This window comes from Marinitoga sp. 1155 (assembly GCF_001021175.1).
Lineage (GTDB): Bacteria > Thermotogota > Thermotogae > Petrotogales > Petrotogaceae > Marinitoga.
On record NZ_AZAX01000012.1, the window covers coordinates 44,649 to 63,992 of the forward strand.

Annotated in this window: 20 protein-coding genes; all 20 read right to left on the bottom strand. The window is 27.2% G+C overall.

Annotation, left to right across the window (positions count from 1 at the left end):
- Nucleotides 1-5: 5 nt before the first annotated feature.
- The 20 genes from X274_RS04965 to X274_RS05060 all read right to left on the bottom strand — a co-directional run bounded on the left by X274_RS04965 (nucleotide 6) and on the right by X274_RS05060 (nucleotide 19,341).
- The gene (locus tag X274_RS04965; RefSeq protein WP_047265704.1) at nucleotides 6-890 is read right to left on the bottom strand and encodes a radical SAM protein; all 885 of its coding nucleotides are present in this window, start codon (nucleotides 888-890) and stop codon (nucleotides 6-8) included.
- Nucleotide 891: 1 nt separating this feature from the next.
- Nucleotides 892-1,155, bottom strand: a complete 264-nt coding sequence (locus X274_RS04970; RefSeq protein ID WP_047265705.1) for a hypothetical protein — start codon at nucleotides 1,153-1,155, stop codon at nucleotides 892-894.
- Nucleotides 1,155-2,183 (bottom strand): DUF4899 domain-containing protein, encoded by a 1,029-nt coding sequence (locus X274_RS04975; RefSeq protein WP_047265706.1) that lies wholly within the window; start codon nucleotides 2,181-2,183, stop codon nucleotides 1,155-1,157. The genes X274_RS04970 and X274_RS04975 overlap by 1 nt, the downstream gene beginning before the upstream one ends.
- A 16-nt stretch (nucleotides 2,184-2,199) precedes the next feature.
- Complete coding sequence (locus X274_RS04980; RefSeq protein ID WP_047265707.1) at nucleotides 2,200-3,447, bottom strand: glucose-1-phosphate adenylyltransferase; 1,248 nt, start codon at nucleotides 3,445-3,447, stop codon at nucleotides 2,200-2,202.
- 34 nt (nucleotides 3,448-3,481) lie between these two features.
- A complete protein-coding gene (gene glgD, locus X274_RS04985) occupies nucleotides 3,482-4,594 on the bottom strand; it encodes a glucose-1-phosphate adenylyltransferase subunit GlgD (protein WP_047265708.1) in 1,113 nt (370 codons plus the stop codon).
- A gap of 4 nt (nucleotides 4,595-4,598) precedes the next feature.
- A complete protein-coding gene (locus X274_RS04990; RefSeq protein WP_047265709.1) occupies nucleotides 4,599-5,249 on the bottom strand; it encodes a zinc dependent phospholipase C family protein in 651 nt (216 codons plus the stop codon).
- Between the two features lie 4 nt (nucleotides 5,250-5,253).
- Complete coding sequence (locus X274_RS04995; RefSeq protein WP_047265710.1) at nucleotides 5,254-6,420, bottom strand: class I SAM-dependent rRNA methyltransferase; 1,167 nt, start codon at nucleotides 6,418-6,420, stop codon at nucleotides 5,254-5,256.
- Nucleotides 6,417-6,860 (bottom strand): nucleoside-diphosphate kinase, encoded by a 444-nt coding sequence (ndk, locus tag X274_RS05000; RefSeq protein WP_047265711.1) that lies wholly within the window; start codon nucleotides 6,858-6,860, stop codon nucleotides 6,417-6,419. The genes X274_RS04995 and ndk overlap by 4 nt, the downstream gene beginning before the upstream one ends.
- A gap of 28 nt (nucleotides 6,861-6,888) precedes the next feature.
- Complete coding sequence (locus tag X274_RS05005; protein WP_047265712.1) at nucleotides 6,889-7,518, bottom strand: ABC transporter ATP-binding protein; 630 nt, start codon at nucleotides 7,516-7,518, stop codon at nucleotides 6,889-6,891.
- Nucleotides 7,508-8,581: an ABC transporter permease gene (locus tag X274_RS05010; RefSeq protein ID WP_047265713.1), complete on the bottom strand. Its 1,074-nt coding sequence runs from the start codon at nucleotides 8,579-8,581 to the stop codon at nucleotides 7,508-7,510. Before X274_RS05010 ends, X274_RS05005 begins: the two co-directional genes overlap by 11 nt.
- Nucleotides 8,578-9,762 (bottom strand): LCP family protein, encoded by a 1,185-nt coding sequence (locus tag X274_RS05015; protein ID WP_047265714.1) that lies wholly within the window; start codon nucleotides 9,760-9,762, stop codon nucleotides 8,578-8,580. The genes X274_RS05010 and X274_RS05015 overlap by 4 nt, the downstream gene beginning before the upstream one ends.
- A gap of 4 nt (nucleotides 9,763-9,766) precedes the next feature.
- Nucleotides 9,767-10,489 carry a hypothetical protein gene (locus X274_RS05020; RefSeq protein WP_047265715.1) on the bottom strand — a complete coding sequence of 241 codons (723 nt, stop codon included), beginning with the start codon at nucleotides 10,487-10,489 and terminating at the stop codon, nucleotides 9,767-9,769.
- Between the two features lie 23 nt (nucleotides 10,490-10,512).
- Nucleotides 10,513-11,076, bottom strand: a complete 564-nt coding sequence (yqeK, locus tag X274_RS05025) for a bis(5'-nucleosyl)-tetraphosphatase (symmetrical) YqeK (protein ID WP_047265716.1) — start codon at nucleotides 11,074-11,076, stop codon at nucleotides 10,513-10,515.
- Between the two features lie 12 nt (nucleotides 11,077-11,088).
- Nucleotides 11,089-11,394 (bottom strand): DUF503 domain-containing protein, encoded by a 306-nt coding sequence (locus tag X274_RS05030; RefSeq protein ID WP_047265717.1) that lies wholly within the window; start codon nucleotides 11,392-11,394, stop codon nucleotides 11,089-11,091.
- A complete protein-coding gene (locus X274_RS05035) occupies nucleotides 11,375-11,902 on the bottom strand; it encodes a cob(I)yrinic acid a,c-diamide adenosyltransferase (protein WP_047265718.1) in 528 nt (175 codons plus the stop codon). Before X274_RS05035 ends, X274_RS05030 begins: the two co-directional genes overlap by 20 nt.
- Before the next feature lie 138 nt (nucleotides 11,903-12,040).
- Entirely contained in the window at nucleotides 12,041-14,125 is a 2,085-nt protein-coding gene (gene fusA / locus X274_RS05040) for an elongation factor G (RefSeq protein ID WP_047265719.1), read from the bottom strand.
- Between the two features lie 26 nt (nucleotides 14,126-14,151).
- Nucleotides 14,152-15,975, bottom strand: coding sequence for a phosphodiester glycosidase family protein (locus X274_RS05045; RefSeq protein WP_047265720.1), 1,824 nt, complete (start codon nucleotides 15,973-15,975; stop codon nucleotides 14,152-14,154).
- Nucleotides 15,975-17,294, bottom strand: a complete 1,320-nt coding sequence (locus X274_RS05050) for a pyrimidine-nucleoside phosphorylase (protein WP_047265721.1) — start codon at nucleotides 17,292-17,294, stop codon at nucleotides 15,975-15,977. The genes X274_RS05045 and X274_RS05050 overlap by 1 nt, the downstream gene beginning before the upstream one ends.
- The gene (locus tag X274_RS05055; protein WP_197073324.1) at nucleotides 17,269-18,495 is read right to left on the bottom strand and encodes a sensor histidine kinase; all 1,227 of its coding nucleotides are present in this window, start codon (nucleotides 18,493-18,495) and stop codon (nucleotides 17,269-17,271) included. The genes X274_RS05050 and X274_RS05055 overlap by 26 nt, the downstream gene beginning before the upstream one ends.
- Before the next feature lie 114 nt (nucleotides 18,496-18,609).
- Nucleotides 18,610-19,341 (bottom strand): response regulator transcription factor, encoded by a 732-nt coding sequence (locus tag X274_RS05060; protein WP_047265723.1) that lies wholly within the window; start codon nucleotides 19,339-19,341, stop codon nucleotides 18,610-18,612.
- Nucleotides 19,342-19,344: the final 3 nt, after the last annotated feature.

The window sequence follows — 19,344 nt, forward strand, 5'->3', positions numbered from 1 at the left end:
TCCTTTCATAAATTCCTTGTTTGTGGGATATTATACAATATCTTATTTGGTTTTTCATTATAAAATGGTCTTGTACAATAACTACATCCGCTTGTTTTAATTGCTTCATCCTCTGAAATCTTTATTTCAGGAAATTTAATTAAAGAATTATTCTCAAACATAAAGTCTTCTTTCTTTACATTAGTTTTTTCAATGATTTCTCTGGCAATCTGTATTTTTCTGTATCTTTCTATTGAAGGAGGTTGTTTATTTCCTAATTTTGTTCCCTGAATAGGTGTAAAAGCAAATAATGATACTAATATATTGTATTTTTTCATTTCAAACATTAAATCTATTAAATCTTTATCCGTTTCACCTAATCCAACAATCACATGTGTTGTAACCTTTCCAGGATATTTTTCAGCTGATTGTATTAAAATATTAAAGAGAGAGTCAAAACTCCCCCCTCTGATCTTTGTAAATAATTCTTTATTTGCTACATCTAAAGAAATCCCCAGATTGTCAATATTATAATTAAATATATTTTCAACTTCTTCAAAACTTTTTGGGCGAAACGAAATAGCTTTTAAGATATCTATATCATTTATTTCATTTAAGAAATTCTTCAAATCATAAAAATAGATTTCTGTATTAACAACCTGAATACATAATCTTTTAAATGGATTATTTTCTTTAAGTTTGCCTAAAAATTCTTTTATATCGTATTCTGGCCATTTTATTCTTGATAGATAATTTTTGTCAGATTTTGCTTCGCGAGCTTGAGCACAAAAACTACAATTATAAATACATTTTTCTCCTAACATTAAATAAGCTGTTGGCATTTCAAAATTGATTTTTCCTTTTTTTAAACCAAGCAAAACAGCTGTTGCATATGATAATTTTAACTTCATTTTATTCCTCCTGAATTCTAATACCTTCTATACCATTTTCAAAGGTTATTTTTATCAGTGTAGCTGAAGGACTGACATATATTATTTCAGAATTATATTTCCCCTCACTAAAATAGGTTTCTGTATCTGTTATTAATTTTAATTCATTTTTAAATATATTTTTTCTATATATGGAATTTTTATATATATAATTTATCATAATTAGATTAAATACAATACCAACAATTATTAAAGAAATTATTAAAATCAAAGAATATGTATTCATTAAAATACACCCAACCATATTCCTAATAATATAGCTCCTATTATTAATCCCATAGATAATCCAAAAATTATTAGAATATCACTACTTTTTACTTTATTTTCTGGCAAATTTGCTTCTCTTTTTAAACCTGCTATAGAATCTTTTAAAATATCTCCTATTATTTTATCTTCTGGTGGATTAAAATATTCTTCTCTTTTTCTATGCATTTCAGCAATTTTATTAGAATCTACCATCATTTTTAAATTTTTCGAAATAACCGCTTTCCCAATTATTCCACCACCAAGATCCATTTTTATAAAATAGTAATCGGTATCAGGAATTAATTCTTTAGCTATTAATTTTGATTCAATCGGTAAAATATTTTTTCCGGTTTCGTCAAACTTATCTGGATATTGCTCTTTCAATCTATTCAAATTTGCAGGTTCTACAGGATCTATAATTAGTGAATATATTGGGTCTCCTACATCCAGATTATTTATTGTCATTCCAGTTAAAGGATCGGACAATGGTAATACCTCTGGAGAAGATTGAACATCTACTCTATTTAAGTATGACTTTTCTTTTTCACTAAAACTTCTATGCTGTGTCATCAACCATACAAGATCTTGATACGTTAATTTTTCAGCAACTATTTTTAAATTCACTTCACCTTCCCATTCTTCAAATATTTCGGACAATATGGCTTTTACTACTGCTACATCAGAGTCTCTTACTCCCAAAAACATTTTGGCATTTATTATTTCTGGTCCATATCTTTTTATGGTTGACTGGACAAAAGCTAAAAATTGTTTATTTAAATCTAATACTGTAGAATCTTTTATTGCTTTATAATACAATTCTTCCAATTTAGATTTATACTCTATATAAGATAAATTAATATCTGGCAATTCAAATTTTGGCAATTTGGATTTTGGTATTGATAACACTTTATATTCAGGATTTCCTTTTTGTTTCCCAAACATATATCCTATTATTATTTCGGCTGTTAACGAAGATGTTGCAAAAAATTTTACAGCGTAAAAATCCATAAAGTTCACCTCCTTCTTACACTACATAACCGCCAGAAGGTATGTCTCCTGATATATCTGTTATATAGTTTCCTACTATAACATTTTTACCAATCTTTATATTTGATGGAATGGAGGTATTAAATCCTATTAATGTTATATCAGTATTATAAACTTTTTTATTATACGAACTTTCTTTAAATTCTCCAACTCCAATTTTTGAATTTTCTCCAATTTCAGAATTTTCACAAATTATAGCTTTTTCTATATATGCACCTTTTCTTATTATTGTTTTATTCATTATAACTGAATCCTTAATTATCACTCCATCCTCTACTACAACTCCTTGAAATAAAACTGAATTATGAACTTCACCATATATTTCACATCCTTCACTGATTAAAGATCCCGTTAATTTAGCCTCTGAAGATATAAATGCAGGTGGTAATTCTTCTGATTGAGTATATATTTTCCAGTTAACATCATGTATATTTAACATAGGCATAGGACCTAACAGTTCAAGATTTGACTCCCAATAAGATTGCAATGTCCCAACATCTCTCCAATATCCTTCATAATTGAATGCATACATTTTCTTTCCTTCTTCGAGCATTTTAGGTATTATATTTTTTCCAAAATCATGTTCTGAATCTGGATCCTTTGAATCGTCAAGTAATAGTTTTTTTAAAATAGACCATGTATAAACATATATTCCAAGTGATGCCAGATTTCCTCTCGGCTCTTTTGGCTTTTCTTGAAATTCTATTATTTTTCCAAATGAATCTGTAACCATAATTCCAAATCTATAAGCTTCACTTATAGGTACTTCCATACAGGCAATAGTAACATCAGCATTTCTTTCTATATGATAGTCTATCATTTCGTTATAATCCATTTTATATATATGATCTCCTGATAATATAACAACAAAATCTGGATTAAAACCATCTATATATTCAATATTTTGATATATTGCATCAGCTGTTCCTTTATACCATGATTGTTCTGTACTGCTAACATATGGAGGCAAAATAGTCAATCCTCCTGATTTTATGTCAAGGTCCCATGGCCTTCCAATTCCTAAATGTTTATTTAAAACATGTGGTCTATATTGAGTTAATACTCCTACATTATATATTCCAGAATTCACACAATTACTTAAAGCAAAATCTATAATTCTATATTTTCCACCGTATGGAACTGCTGGCTTTGCTAAATATTCTGTTATAACTCCTAATCTGGTTCCCTGACCTCCAGCTAATATTAAAGCCACAACATTCATTATTGTCCCCCCTTTTTCTGACTTGACTTATAGAAATCTATATAATCGTTCCTTTTTCTATTACCATTATTTTATTTTCGCTTATAATCTTTTTACCTTCTCTTATTTCACAATCTTTATCTATAATAACATTTTTTATAACGCTTCCTTCAGATATTATTGTATCCTGTAATATTATTGAATTTTCAACTACTGCACCAGCCTTTATTTTAACTCCACGAGAAATTATCGAATTCCTTACTGTTCCATTTATTATTGTTCCATCTGCAATGAAAGCATTATGTATATTAGCATTTATATTTATTTTTGGTGGCGCATAGTCTTTTAATTTTGTATATATTTTATTTGAATAAAATAATTCTTTCCTTACATCATCTTTTAATATATCCATGTTTGTTTCATAATATGTTTTTATTGATTTCTTTATATTTGACCAGTAGCCTCTAAAATCATATGCATACACCCTTAATTTTTTCAGATTTGGTATAATAATATCATGAACTATATCTTTACCACCATTAGGCACAGTTGTATACAATAATTCTATTAACAATGCTTTATTTATAAAATAAACTCCAAGAGATATCCTTTTTGATATTGTTTTATCAGGTTTCTCATGAAATTCAAGAATTCTTCCTTCTTCATCTGTAATTATCTGTCCATATGTATTTATAAATTCATCATCTTCTATTTCTTTTGATAGTATTGTTATATCAGCCGCATTTGATAAATGATAATGATATAATTTGTTAAAATCAAAATTATATATATGATCACCCGATCCTATAAGTACAAAATCCTCGTCTCCTCTTCTTAATAATGTCATATTTTGAAATATTGCATCGGCTGTTCCCCTGTATACAGGAATTTCTTCTTTGTTTTTAAAATATGGCTGCAATATAAACAAACCACCTGTTTTTCTATCTAAATCCCATTCTTTCCCACTACCTAAATGATCCATTAGACTTCGTGGATAATATTGGGTCAACACTCCAACTTTTTTGATTTTTGAATTAACAAAATTACTTAATGTGAAATCAATAGCTCTATATTTACCAAAAATCGGCACTGCTGCACTGGCCCTTTTCCTGGTTAATTCACCTATTCCACTTTTAGAAGAACCTGCCAGAATTAATCCTAAAACTTTCATTTTATCAATCCCCCTTGAGAATTAAAAAAAATTCTTTTTCAATTTCCAATAGTTCTTTTTTAGTTTTTTCATCCAACTTCGGATATAAATAAGTATAATCCTTTCCTAAAAATTTTAATATTTTTACAAGAATTTTCTCTTTAAAATATGGATATTTGAATAATATCTTTAAATTTTTGAGCATCTTTTTATATGCATATTTATAACTAATTTCTTTTACTCCAAATTCAATTTTCAATATTCTATCAAATTCATCTGAGATTTTTTCAATCTCTTTTATTTTCAGGATTTTCCACCATTTATGTTCTATAAAATGTATTCCAAAAAATTTTAATGAAAGTAGTTCATCAAAATTGTATTCGAATTTTGTATGAGATATTGTTTCAGAATAATATGAATTTATTAATCCATGTAATTTTTCATCCAATTCCATATGGGATATAAAACCATAATAAAAACTATCTGGAAAATTTCTAAGAATTGTTTTATAATCCATGCTGTTTAATTCATGTAATTTGCTTCCAATTTCAATATATTTTAATTCATTAGCATAAAAAAATACATCTGGTCCCTGAGCTCCTAAGTATAATGCCGGACCCCATAAATCCTTCTGAATTTTCGTTGCATATAAAATATGTGCTAATATACTGGGCATCTAATCACCTCAAAATTCTAACCCATAAACATTTCAAATATAAACTTTCTGGTATCTGTAATATCCATGGATGATCATTGGATTGAGTAATAATATCCATATTTTGTAATTTTATCCCCTCTTTTTCAACACTTCTTCTAAGAGACTCAATAAGCAATTTTATATCAGCTTGATAGGCGCAGCTACATAAACTTAATATACCAGAATCTTCTAATCTTTGAATACCCAATCTTGAAATCCTTTTGAAAATTTGAACCCCTTTAAATCTTTCTGCTTTTTTCTTAATTAAAGATGGGGGATCCAGCATCATTAAGGTAAATATATTTTCTGTTTTACTCAAAAAATTTTCTACATCGTCAAAAACCACCTCTATTTTTTCTGATAAACTATTTATTTTAGCGTTTTCTTTCAATATTTCCAATGCATATTCATCTTTATCAACAGCAATTACCCTTTTCGCTCCATATTTAGCCATATTTAAAGCAAAACCACCTGTGTAGGAATATGCATCGAGTCCTATAGCCCCTGAAGAATATTTTCTAATATAAACTCTATTCTTTCTTTGATCAAAAAAGAATCCTGTTTTTTGCCCATTTTTTATATCAACAATGTATTTTATTCCTTCTTCTTCGATAATAAAATTATCAGGTGGTTCTTCACCATATAAAACACCTGTATTCCTTTTTAAATTTTCTTTAGATGATGTCTCAAAATCACTTCTTTCGTATATCCCTTTTATTTCATCATTAAATATCTTTATTAATGCATTTATTACTTCATCCTTTTTATTCTCCAACCACACATTTCTAAACTGGATAACTAAAAAATCCTCATATTTATCTATTATTAAACCTGGGATTCCATCAGCCTCAGCATGAAAAAGTCGATATGATTTCCCAAAATTATTTCTTAATTTCAATGCTCTTATGAATTTATGATAAAAAAAGTTTTTATCTATTTCTTCATCCTTTAAAGATAATATTTTCACCATAATATTCGACGAGCTTGAAAATATTCCCTTTCCTATAAATTCAAATTCATTTGAAAAAACATTACAGATTTCTCCATCCTTTTTTTCGCCTGTTATTTCTTGAATTTCGTCTTTAAAAATCCATAAATATCCATTTTTTATTTTATTATCTTTACCTTTTTTTAATTTCACTATAATCATAAATCGTGTTGCACATCCAATCTATAACTTAAAATTTCGTCTTCTTTAAAGAATATTTTAATTTCACGTTCTGCATTTTCCAGTGAATCTGAAGCGTGAACTATGTTTTTTGTAACGCTCATACCAAATTCCCCACGAATACTTCCAGGTGAAGCTTTTAAAGGGTCTGTGTTTCCAATTATATGCCTTACCATTTCAATAACCCGTGGTCCTTCTAACACCATGACAACAACTGGTCCTGATAAAACAAATTCTATAAGATCATTATAGAATGATTTTCCTTCATGTTCTTTGTAAAGTTCCTTTGCCTGATTTTCTGTTACCCATACCATTTTCATGGCTATTATTTTTATTCCTCTTCTCTCTAATCTGCTTATTACTTCACCTACTAATCCTCTTCTTACGGTATTTGGTTTTAAAAATAAAAATTCTCTTTCCATAAAGATTCCCCCTTTTTTAACCTTTTTTTCAAACTATTTTTTTTATCAAACCATCTTCCAATAAAATTGTTTTATTACAGTATTCCATTAGTTCTTTTTCATGAGAAACAACTATTACAGTTTTATCAAACTCTATCATTTTTTCAAATAATTCAAAAACTATTCTTTTATTTTCAACGTCCAAACTCCCTGTTGGTTCATCGGCCAGTATAATTTTCACATCACCAACTACGGCTCTTAATATGCTCGCCCTTTGTTTTTCTCCACCAGAAAGCTCGTCAGGATATTTATTCAATAATTTATATATACCCAGAATTTTAGAAAATTTTTCTATTTCTTTTATATTTTCTTTTTTTGTTCTAATATATTGAGCTAATTTTGCATTTTCTAAAATTGTTAATTCATTTATTAAATTAAAGAATTGAAATACAAAACCTATGCTTTTTTTTATATTTTTAAAAGAATATAATATTTCTCCTGAAGTTGGTTTTAAAAGATCTCCTAACAGAAATAATAAAGTACTTTTTCCACTTCCAGAATATCCGTATATACCGTAATAATTGTTCTTTTGTATTGTTAAATTTATATTTTTTAAAACTTCATTTTTTCCATCATATGAAAATTTTATTTTTTTCATTTCAATTAATTTATTCTCCATGGAGCACCTCTACGGGATTAAAAGATAGTAACTTTCTTGAGGAAAACCACGAAAAAGAAAATGATAATATCAATATAAACAAAAAACTTATAAATATATCCTGTAAAGATATGTAAAATGGTATTTTTTCTATATAAAATACTCCAGATGGCAATTTTAGATTTATTCGTTGTAATATTAAAATTGTAGTTAATGAAAAAATAACTCCACTAACAAAACCGCTTATCGCTATAATTAAACTTTCAATTATAAATATAATTGAGATTTTAGTTTTATTCATACCCATTGAATATAAAATTCCTATTTCTTTTTTTCTTACAAATATGGAATACATAACTGAATTAGAAATACTAAATCCACTCATTAAGACAACAAAAAATGTTATTAGCAGTGCAAAATATGAATCTATCTCTACAGCTTTGGCAAAATTCTCATTTTGTTCTTCCCATGTCGTTGAAAAATATCCTTTTAAATACCTATCTTTTATATTTTTCGCATTCTTAGGATTATTTAAATATATACCTGTGTAATTTAATTTTTTGACATTTTCCTTTTTTACAATAAATGATGAATCTATAATATATATTCCAGAATGAAATATTCCTGTAATTTTTATGTTTTTTAATTTTATTTTGTTTTCACTATCTGTATATAGTATATTCAATGTATCTCCCGGTTTAATATTCAAATTTTTAGCCATAACACTACCTATTATACTTCCCTGAATATTACCATTTACTATGAGTTTTTTATAATAATCCAGATTATTAATTTCCCAATATGACACTCCTATTTTTTTTTTATTTTTATTAAAAAATCCCTGATACATTGAAAAATATATTTTAAACTTTTCGTCTTCTAATTTTACAGAAGTTTTATCATACACTATTATATGAGGATAGAAAGAAGTCAGTGAATCTATTAAAGCTTTATCAAATCCTTTTATTACAGAAATAACAACAATCATTCCCCATACACCAATAAAAATTGAAAGAAATGGAAATAAAAAATGTTTTTTGTTCTTTCTTAAAAAACCTTTTATTAATAATATTATATCTTTCATGAATTATCCCCCACTAACATAATCACATCAGAATTTAACGTATTATATGAATTATTGCTTAAAAATTCTATAATAGAAAAGTATAACTCAGGGTTTTTTTGTATATCTATCACTTCAAAAACGAACTTGGAATATCTGTTTTTTATTTCATTCATAATCTTTTTTTCGTATTTTTTATTTTTTATTATTAAATACGACTTGTTTCTTAATATACCTTCTATATCAGGCAATATATCAACTATTTCGATTAAATACCCATAAGAACCTTTCCATTTATTTCTCATCACAGTATAAAAACTTAGCTTAAAATCAGGCATATTGTTAATTAATGTTATCCATATTTTTTTATTTTCCTCTGGTTCTTCAAATTCTACTAAATATTTTTCCATATATTTTATTCTATCTGTATCTATTTTGACATAATTTCCCACTACTTCAATTGGAAGAGACAAAAATTTTATTTCAGATTTTTTTGATACAAGAAATAAAGAAAATAATTTTTTAAAATCAAATGAGTTTACCGTTCGATTTAAAACTTTATCTATAGAATACAATATTTTAGATAATCCGGAATTTTTTGCCGCATTCATCAATGCGAATAATACATCTTTCTGTCTTTGAATTCTACCTAAATCACCTAAAGCATCATATCTAAATCTAGCATAATACAATAATTCTTCTCCGCTTAAATAATTATATCCCTGTTTGAAATTTATATGTAAATTTTGGTGAAAATCTTCATAATACATATCTTTAGGCACATATATTTTAACAGGAGAATATATACCTCCTATTTCTTTAAATAAACCATAATCAAAAATTAAATAATCAGATATTTTTACTTTAAAAATATTTTGTATTAATTCCTGTAATTTCTCTATTCCGTATTTTACATATACTGCATTTATTCTCATAGTATTATTATCAATTGTTACTAGTAAATCTCTTGGAATGGGTAAAACCAGGACTTTATTTTTCTTTTCACTAACTCCAACCAATAATATCGAGTCTGTTCGAGATACCTTTCTATTAATATCTACTGTATCCATACCTAAAACTAAAAAATAATATGGATCGGATAATTTATCCATTTTTGTATAAGTTTCAACAAAAGGAAAAAACATAGACATTATTACTATAATAGAAAAAATAATGCCTAATATGTACATAAGGAATTTCATTTAATCACTCCAGAATTGTTTTCAATGATTCAAGAGAAGTTTTATCAACATAATTTCTTTCCATTTTCTTTTTTAAATCTGGCAAATTTATCGTCACCGGTTTTGACAATAATGTTTTTATTTCTAATTTATTATAACTTGTTATAGAGTATTTTGAAAAGCTCTGTAATAAAGCAAATGCCCCATTATAAGATAAATTTGTATTACCATACTTTCTTACTTCTTTTACAATATTATTAGCTGTCAACATATCAAATAATCCGGATTTTCTGGCTTTTAAAAAACTGAATAAATCATCTATTGAGTTTCCCTGACCTTTTAATATAGCTAAAAATGGTGAAATATCTTCACTTTTTAAAACAAAATGATATTTGATAGTTGACGGATTTATATCAAACATCTGTTCAAAATTTGTCAATGCTTCCTCAGGTTTTAACGAGTCTATATATAAATTTTTTTCAGAATAATATATATTATCCGGACTTTTAACTATGAAAATTTTTCTTGATTGATTTTTTATTCTAATAAAATATAATTCTGTTTTCTGTGGCATTTCATAGGTAATAAGATAACTTACTGCATCTGCTTTCATTTCAGTAGTATTTTTTAAATTATTATAAAAATAAAAGATAACTCCTAACCCAATCACTATTATTAATATAAACAAAAATATTAACCATTTATTTGAACCCTTTCTTTTGCCTCCAACCTGAATTCTTGTTGCCAACGCAATCCACCTCCAAAATTTATTTAATATTGTAATATGTTGTTCCATGCATCAACTGTATTATTCAATAAAAAATGGTTTTTATTTAAAGAATATATAATTTTATTTTTTAATATTTCTTTATATGCCTTATTAATATCATGAAAAGCTATCTTTCTAAAATATTCAACATTATCATAATTTCTTGTCGGTTCTATAGAATCAGAAACAAATAATATTTTACCTATTAATCCATAATATTTATAACCACCTGTATGATAATAAATAGCTTCGTAAATATCATCTGGTATATTATATTCCCTTTTAAGATATTCTGCAGCAATTTTACCATGTAATAAAATAGGATTTTTCTCTTCTGCAAAAGAAATTTTTATATTATATACTTTTGCTATTTTTAAAAATTTATACGGTTTAATATCACGAAATAAATCATGCCCAATTGCTGCTAATTTTGCTCTATTTTCTTCAATATTATACTTATTGGCTAACATCTTAGCTGTATACAATACACCCATGATATGTTTTAATCTATATTCTGATACTATTTTTTTTAATGTTTTTTTTATTTCATTTATTATTTCCTCCAAATATCATCACCTCTATAATATCTCATATTTTGAATTTATTACCATTAGACCGTGTTTGTATTCTATTTCTTCTTCTATTTTTTGAAAAAATGTTAATAAAAAATCCTTACTTTTTGAAAGAGTTGTGATTGAGATTTCGAGAATTTTCTTATTATCATTAAAATCACTCTCTATAACAGCTATATTGTATTGCTTTCTAAGGTTATTCGTTAATTTTTTTACTATACTTCTTTTTTCTTTTAATGATTTTACATTTATTAATTCAATTTGATATGTCGCTAAAATTATCCACACTATATCACCATTTTTTATATTCAATCTTATTTATTAAAAATTCTTCATATCTTGCCATTATAAATAGCAGATCAGATAATCTATTCATATATATCAATAATTCCTCAGAAACTTTATCTTCATCATTTACGCAGATTATCCTTCTTTCTGCCCTTCGAGCAATAGTTCGACATATATCTAATTTGGCAGATTCTATTGTGCTACCTGTAATAACAAATCCATTTAATTTAACCCTTTCCTCAAAATTTTTTATATATTTCGTTAATTTTTCCCCATCTTCTTTTGTTATTGGTTGAATAAATTCTTTATTTTTAGAAGCCAGTTCTCCAGCTACTTTAAATAAATCATTTTGTATTTCATTTATTATATTTTTTACTTTATATGATTTCACATAATGTTTTACTTCTCCTAAATGTGCGGATAATTCATCTATTGTACCATATGCCTCCACTCTTAAATCATTTTTAGGAACCCTTTCACCTGACCATAAACTTGTCTTACCTTTATCTCCTCCACCAGTACTTATCGACATAAAAATCCTCCTTATTTTAAAGATGATATTTATTATTCAATTTTATTATACCATTTTATATGTGAAATTTTAAGAACTTTAATAAAAAAAGCGGTCGAAACCGACCGCTTTTTTTATTATCTTTATTTTAACTATTTTTTATTCTTGTTCCGCTTTTTCTCTTTCTCTTTCCTGTATTATTTTTTGTTGTATATCAGGAGTTACTTCCTGATAAGTTGAAAATTTCATTGTAAAGTATCCTTTACCACTTGTAATTGAACTTAATCTTGGAGAAAAATCGAGCATTTCAGCAAGGGGTATTTCTGCATCTATTCTATCCATTCCCCTGCCCATCGACTGCATACCCATAGGTCTTCCACGTTTGGATGATATTTCTCCCATCACATCTCCTGTATATTCTGTCGGTGCAAATATCTCAACTTTCATTATCGGTTCCAGAATAACAGGGTTTGCATTTTTCATCCCATCTTTAAAGGCCTGCCTTGCAGCTATCTGGAAAGCAATATCAGATGAATCCACATCGTGGTACGAACCATCAAACAAAGTAACCTTTATATCCACTACCGGATATTCAGCTACAACACCCTTTTTCATTGCTTCTTTTATACCCTTATCTACAGATGGTATAAAGTTTTTAGGAATTACTCCACCAACAATTTTATCAACAAATTCATATCCTTCTCCTCTTGGCAATGGTTCTATTTCTATTTTTACATGCCCATATTGTCCATGCCCACCCGTTTGTTTTTTATGTTTATACTCAGCTATTACTTTTCTTCTAATGGTTTCTCTATAGGCTATTTTAGGTTTTCCTACTTCAACGTTCACTTTAAAAGTCTTTTTTAATCTTTCAATCATTATTTCTAAATGAGTTGTACCTAATCCAGACACTATTGTTTCTCCAGTTTCTGGATCAAATTCCCATGAAAATGTAGGGTCTGACTCTTGCAGTTTAGATAATGCATTATTCACTTTATCTATCTCATTTTTAGATGTTGGTTTTACAGATTTTGAAATCATTGGTTCAGGAAATTCTGGTATATTTATTTTAATAAGTCTTGATGAATGTGCAACTGTATCGTTTATTCTACTCTTTTTTAATTTTGGTACAACGATTATGTCTCCCACAGAAGCTTCTGGTATTTCTTCATTTTTATCAAATCTTGGTATATATATATGTGAAACTTTTTCATTTGATTCTTCCTGTACTTCTACAAATGAATCACCGGATTTTACTTTACCTGATAATACCCTTATATAAGTTAGTTTCCCAACAAATGGATCAACTGCATTTTTTATTACCAATCCAACAAATGGTTCTTCTTCTTTACCTTCTATTTCAAATTCTTTATCTTCAATTTTTCCTTTAAAAATTCTTTCTGATGGATACATTCCAACTAATCTAATCATTTCCATAAATCTATCCAATCCTATATTTTTTTCTGCAGAGCCAATTACTATAGGTACTATCTCATCATCTTCAAATGCTTGATGAAGGGCTTTAAACACATTTTCAGGATTTAGAACTTCTTCTCCTTCTTCTAAATATTTTTCCATCATTTCTTCATTTGTTTCTACAACATCTTCGATTAACTCCTGATGATAATCTTCATAATACTTTTTCGCAATTTCTGGTATTTCATTTAATTTTTTATCTTTTCCGCTTTGATCCAATTCATATTCAAATGCTTCATGTGTAATTAAATTTACCAATCCTTTAAACTCTGAACCTTCTCCAATTGGAACCTGTAAAGGCACTATTTTCACTCCATCTTCAAATGCTTCTTTTAGAGAAGATACGAGATTACCAAAATTTATTCCTTCTTTATCCATTTGATTTATAAATATGAATACAGGTTTTTTGTTAGCTCTTGCTATCTTCCAGATTCTTTCAGTAGTTACTTCAACACCAGAATTTGCATTTACCACAAGAACAACATTATCAACAGCATTTATAGCAACATCTATATCTCCTAAAAAATCTGCCATACCAGGAGTATCAACAAAATAAAATCTTGAATCGTTATAATCCACGGAAACTACATGGTTTGAAAATGTTGCTCCCTTTTCTTTTTCTATTTCTTCATCATCCAGATATCTTTGACCAATTCTATCTGCACCACTATAATTTTTTAATACGGCATCCATTAATGTGGTTTTTCCACAACCATGATGCCCAAAAAGTCCCACTATCCTTTTTTTATCTGGTTTAATAATAGCCATATACTACACCCCCACTGTTAGAATATCTATTTTTTCTTAAATACCCCCAAAAAGGCAGGAATTTTATTTCTCCAATTTTCTGATCTGTAATTTAAAATTTTTCCATTATAATAAAATATCGAAGAACTTCCTCCATCTAACATCATTGCCTGTTTAATATTCCCTATTTTTTCCAGTAACAACTGCGCTTCATCATAATTAATTCCAGGATTTGATTCCATATATCCATCTACTACTATAAATAATACCATATTATTATTATCAATTGCAACTATTGTTCTGGGTGTTTTTCGGTTAATAATACTTGATGAGTAGGCCAGTTTCTCTTCTTTTAACGCTTCTTGCATTAAATCATCTGTTACTATTAAAGGGCCTCCTTCTACCATTTCTTTTATAGATATTTTCTGATTAATGTCAATATTGAAAACAACTTCATCACCTTCAGATAAATCTGGTATATATTTGGAATATTTCCTATCAATTAGTAATAATCGTTGATCATTTATAGGTTTTTCTTTTCCAACCTTAACTATATAACTATTTTCTATTAATAAGAATATGTAATCATCTTCACTTTCTTTAATTCTTCCTTTATATTCACTTGTGTATAGCTTCACATCACCTTTCCATGCTGTATTTATTGCTTTTATCCAGAAAGGTACGTCCTTTACATATATTTTATATTCCATAACTACATCTTTTATATAAGGATTGTTATATCTATCAATTATAAAACACGGTCTTAAATAAGAAGAAATATGCTGAATCTTTCCATCTGTAATTATTTTTCCTATTGGTTCCAATGTTGAAACATCAAAATAACCACCATTTATTGCTAATAGTGGGTTTACATTATTTAGAAATGTTTCTGCATCTTCAGGTGATCCCAAATTATTGAATAAAACCTTTATTTCAAGTTCCTTTGGATTAATTCTTGCAATATGAACTGGTATAATTCTTCCATTTATATCTATCATTTTATTTTCAACTTTTAATAATTCTGTATCAAGTTTTATTTTTTCATTTTCAACATTATCATTTTTTATATTTTTATTCTGTTTCTTTATTTCATTCAACTTTTTTTCCAGATTCGACTCCAGAGACGTTGATGGATTACTGATTTCGTTTTTTATTTCTTTTCCAGAATCTGTAGTTGTAGTTTCAGAATTATTGTTTTTTTCAGATTTCTTCTGTATTTTTGTTTTATCCAGATTGAGGATAATGTTTCTTTTTGAAATTAAAATATTATAACTTTCAAAATCTTTGATTATATATTTTACAATACTATCTGAAATAATTTTAAAGTCTATATCATTAGGAACAGGATATTCATTCACCGCTGGAAAAACGATGAACCCATCTTTTTCACTTTTTATCATTTTTTCATTGATTAAATGACTTAACGTAAATATTATTTTATCAAATGAATATTCTATTTTTATTACTCTTGGGAGGCTTTTATACAGAAAAATATTATTTTCCCATCCAAATGATTTTAAATTTAAAAAATCTTTAACGGCATCTATCCAGACGTATAACTTTTCATCTTTCAAAATTACTGAAGATGAATATGACCTATTAATATTAAAATTAATCCTCGCACTTCCTTTTATTAAATCCAATTCTAATATATCGTTATTCTTAGGATTTGATAAATATATAATATTTTTAGACGGAAATTGCTGCAATTTAAAAAAATCAACAATTGCTTTTGTATTTATAAATATTTTATCTGATAATATTATATTTTCAAATTCTGTCGAATCTCTGGTAATGTCAATATAATATATATTAGAAAATATAGTAATAGAAAATACTATAATTAATATAAGAAAAATTTTCTTATACATTATTTACCTCCTATTATTTTTTCATAAATGAGTTTCATTTTTACTTCATCTGGAGGATTTTTTGATATTTCATATGATTCTTTTAATAATTGCATTGCTTCTTCAACATTACTTTTATCAGAAACATATAATTTAGCAATAATATCGCCTTTTTTCACTTTAGAACCTAATTTTTTTAATATTTTTATACCAACAGAAAAATCTATTTCATCTTCTTTTTTCTTTCTTCCTGCACCCAATACCATGGACGCAATTCCAACTTTTTCTGTATCTATATGTGAAATAAACCCGTCTTTTTCTGCTTTAAATTCTATTACTTTATCTGATATTGGCAGTATATTCTCTGGTTCATCAACAACCCTATCATCTCCACCTTGAGCTTTTATCCATTTTTTCATAATCTCTAATGCTTTACCATTATCTATATTTTCCTTTAATATCTTTCTGGCTTCTTCATATGAATATAATCCTGATAAATCTAGCATATTTGCACCTAATTCAATACATAATTCTGTAAAATCTTCAGGACCTTTTCCTTTTAATGTTTCAATAGCTTCGAGCACTTCCAAAGAATTACCAATATTATCCCCTAATGGTTGATCCATATTGGTTACCAATGCTACTATTTTTCTATTATTTAGTTCTGCTATTTCAACCATAGATTTTGCCAATTCTATGGCATCTTCTACATTTTTCATAAAAGCACCGCTTCCAGTTTTTACATCCAATACTATTCCATCTGAACCAACAGCTAATTTTTTACTCATAATGCTTGCTGAAATCAAAGATATTTCATCTACTGTTGCTGTTACATCTCTTAATGCATATATTTTTTTATCAGCCGGAGCAATATTACCAGTTTGACCTGCTACAACCATTCCAACTTCATTTGCAATTTTGAAAAATTCGTCTTTTGAGATTGCTGTTTTAAATCCTGGAATTGATTCTAATTTATCAATTGTTCCACCAGTATGCCCCAAACCTCTTCCAGATAATTTTGATACCTTTAATCCTGCAGATGCAACCAACGGACCTACTGAAAGTGTCGTTTTATCTCCAACTCCTCCTGTAGAATGTTTATCTATTTTTATTCCTTTTATTCCAGATAAATCTATTACATCTCCACTATCCCTCATAACCATTGTAAGATAATATCTCTCTTCTTTTGTCATTCCTTTAAAATATATTGCCATTAACCATGCTGAAATCTGATAATCTGGTATTTGACCATTCACATATCCATTTATCATAAATTCTATTTCTTCTTTTGTATTAACTTCACCATTTCTTTTTTTATGAATTATATCTACTGGCCTCATTTTCATTTCCTCCTTTAAAAATTATTTTTACAAGTGTTCCTTGGTTTTCTTCACTATCAACTTCTATATAAGCTCTATGTTTTTCCAAAATTTGTTTCACAATATACAAACCCAATCCCGTTCCTGGAACCTGTCTTGTTCGTGATTTATCAACCCTATAAAATAAATTAAATATTTTATTTCTCTCTCTTTCTGGGATACCGATACCTGTATCTTCTATTTCCAATATCACTTCATCATTTTCACGATATAACCTTATATATACTTCTTTTTTTTCTGAATCTTTTATATGTGTGAATTTTATTGCATTATCTAAAACATTATATATTGCCTGCATCAATCTATCTTCATCACCTATGATTGTTAAATCGTCTTCTACTTCCAATAATATATTAATATCCATTTCTTTCGTTAGAGAGTTGAAAATCATATTCATCTTTTTTAATAAATTTGAGAGATTTACTTCTTTAAACTGATATTCATAATCTTTTCTTTCCAGTCGGCTAATATCCAGCAAATCATTTATAAGTCTTGTCAACCTTGAAGACTCATCTTCTATTATATTTAAAAATCTTAATGCTTGAGAAGACAATTTTTCATCGCTCATTAATAATGTTTCAGAATACCCATGAATTACTGTTAAAGGTGTCTTTAATTCATGTGACATTATGGTTAAAAATTCCCTTCTCATTAACTCTATTTCTTTTTCTTTTGTTATGTCTCTTAAAACAACAATTCTGTAATTCTGATTGTTTTCAGATTCTAAAAAAATCTTCTTTATTTCACAATGAAAAAAAGATTTTTTAGGGCTATAAACTATAATCTCATCACTTATATTTTTATCCTGCCTATAACTTTTTAATATTATATCAATTAAATTATGATCTTCCAAAATTTCAGATAATGTTTTTCCTAAAAAATCTTCTGTAACAAACAAATTTTGAGCACTTTTATTGGCATAATCCAGTATAAGGGTATCTGATATCTCCGAATAAAACACAAGCATAATTGCTTCTGAAATATTGTTTAAAACAGAATAAATATTTTTTCTTTTCATTTTTTCAAACATCACTTTTTTATTTAAACTATTTATTTTTTCTTCTAATGAATGTATTAAATATTCTATTGCAGGATCATTAGCACTTATTGACAGAACTTTAGATACAGAAGATTTAAGTTTTTCATTTTCTTTTTTTATCACAATATAATTTGAGAAAAAAATATATATAATTATACTAAATAACAATAAAATTAATATATAAAACATTCTATCACCTATTTCAAAAAAGCGACAGATTATCTGTCGCTTTTATTTTTAGTAATCTAGTTTTTCTTTTCCAGGATCTCTAAATTTATAACCTTTTCCTCTAACTGTTATAATGTACTTTGGATTTGATGGATCCTCTTCGATTTTGGTTCTTAATCTTCTAATATGTACATCTACTGTTCTTGTATCTCCAAAGTAATCATATCCCCATAATTTATCGAGTAATACATCTCTGCTAAATACTTTACCTTCATTTTTTGCAAGGAAAGTTAATAATTCAAATTCCAAAGGAGTTAATTCTACTGGATTACCTCTGATTAAAACTTCATATCTCTCAGTATCTATCTCCAGATCCTTTGCTATAATCTTTTTTGGTCCTTCTTCTTTAATTTGCATTGCCTGCTGCTGTCTTCTAAATATGGACTTTATTCTGGCAATTAATTCTCTTACATTAAACGGTTTAGTTACATAATCATCACTTCCTAATTCTAAACCTGCAACTTTATCAGCTGGATCATCTTTAGCACTTAAAATTAATACTGGAGCACTTTTGAATTTTTCATTGCTCTTAACAGTTCTAATGAAATCAAATCCATCCATAGAACCTGGTAACATAATATCAACAATAAAGAAATCCACCTCTTTTTCTTCAATCATTTTAACCGCCTCATCTGCATCAGAAGCCAATACTACATCATAACCTTCTTTTGTTAGGTTAAAATTAAGCATTTCGGAAATAGCTGGATCATCTTCAATGATCATAATAACTTTTTTACCCATTTT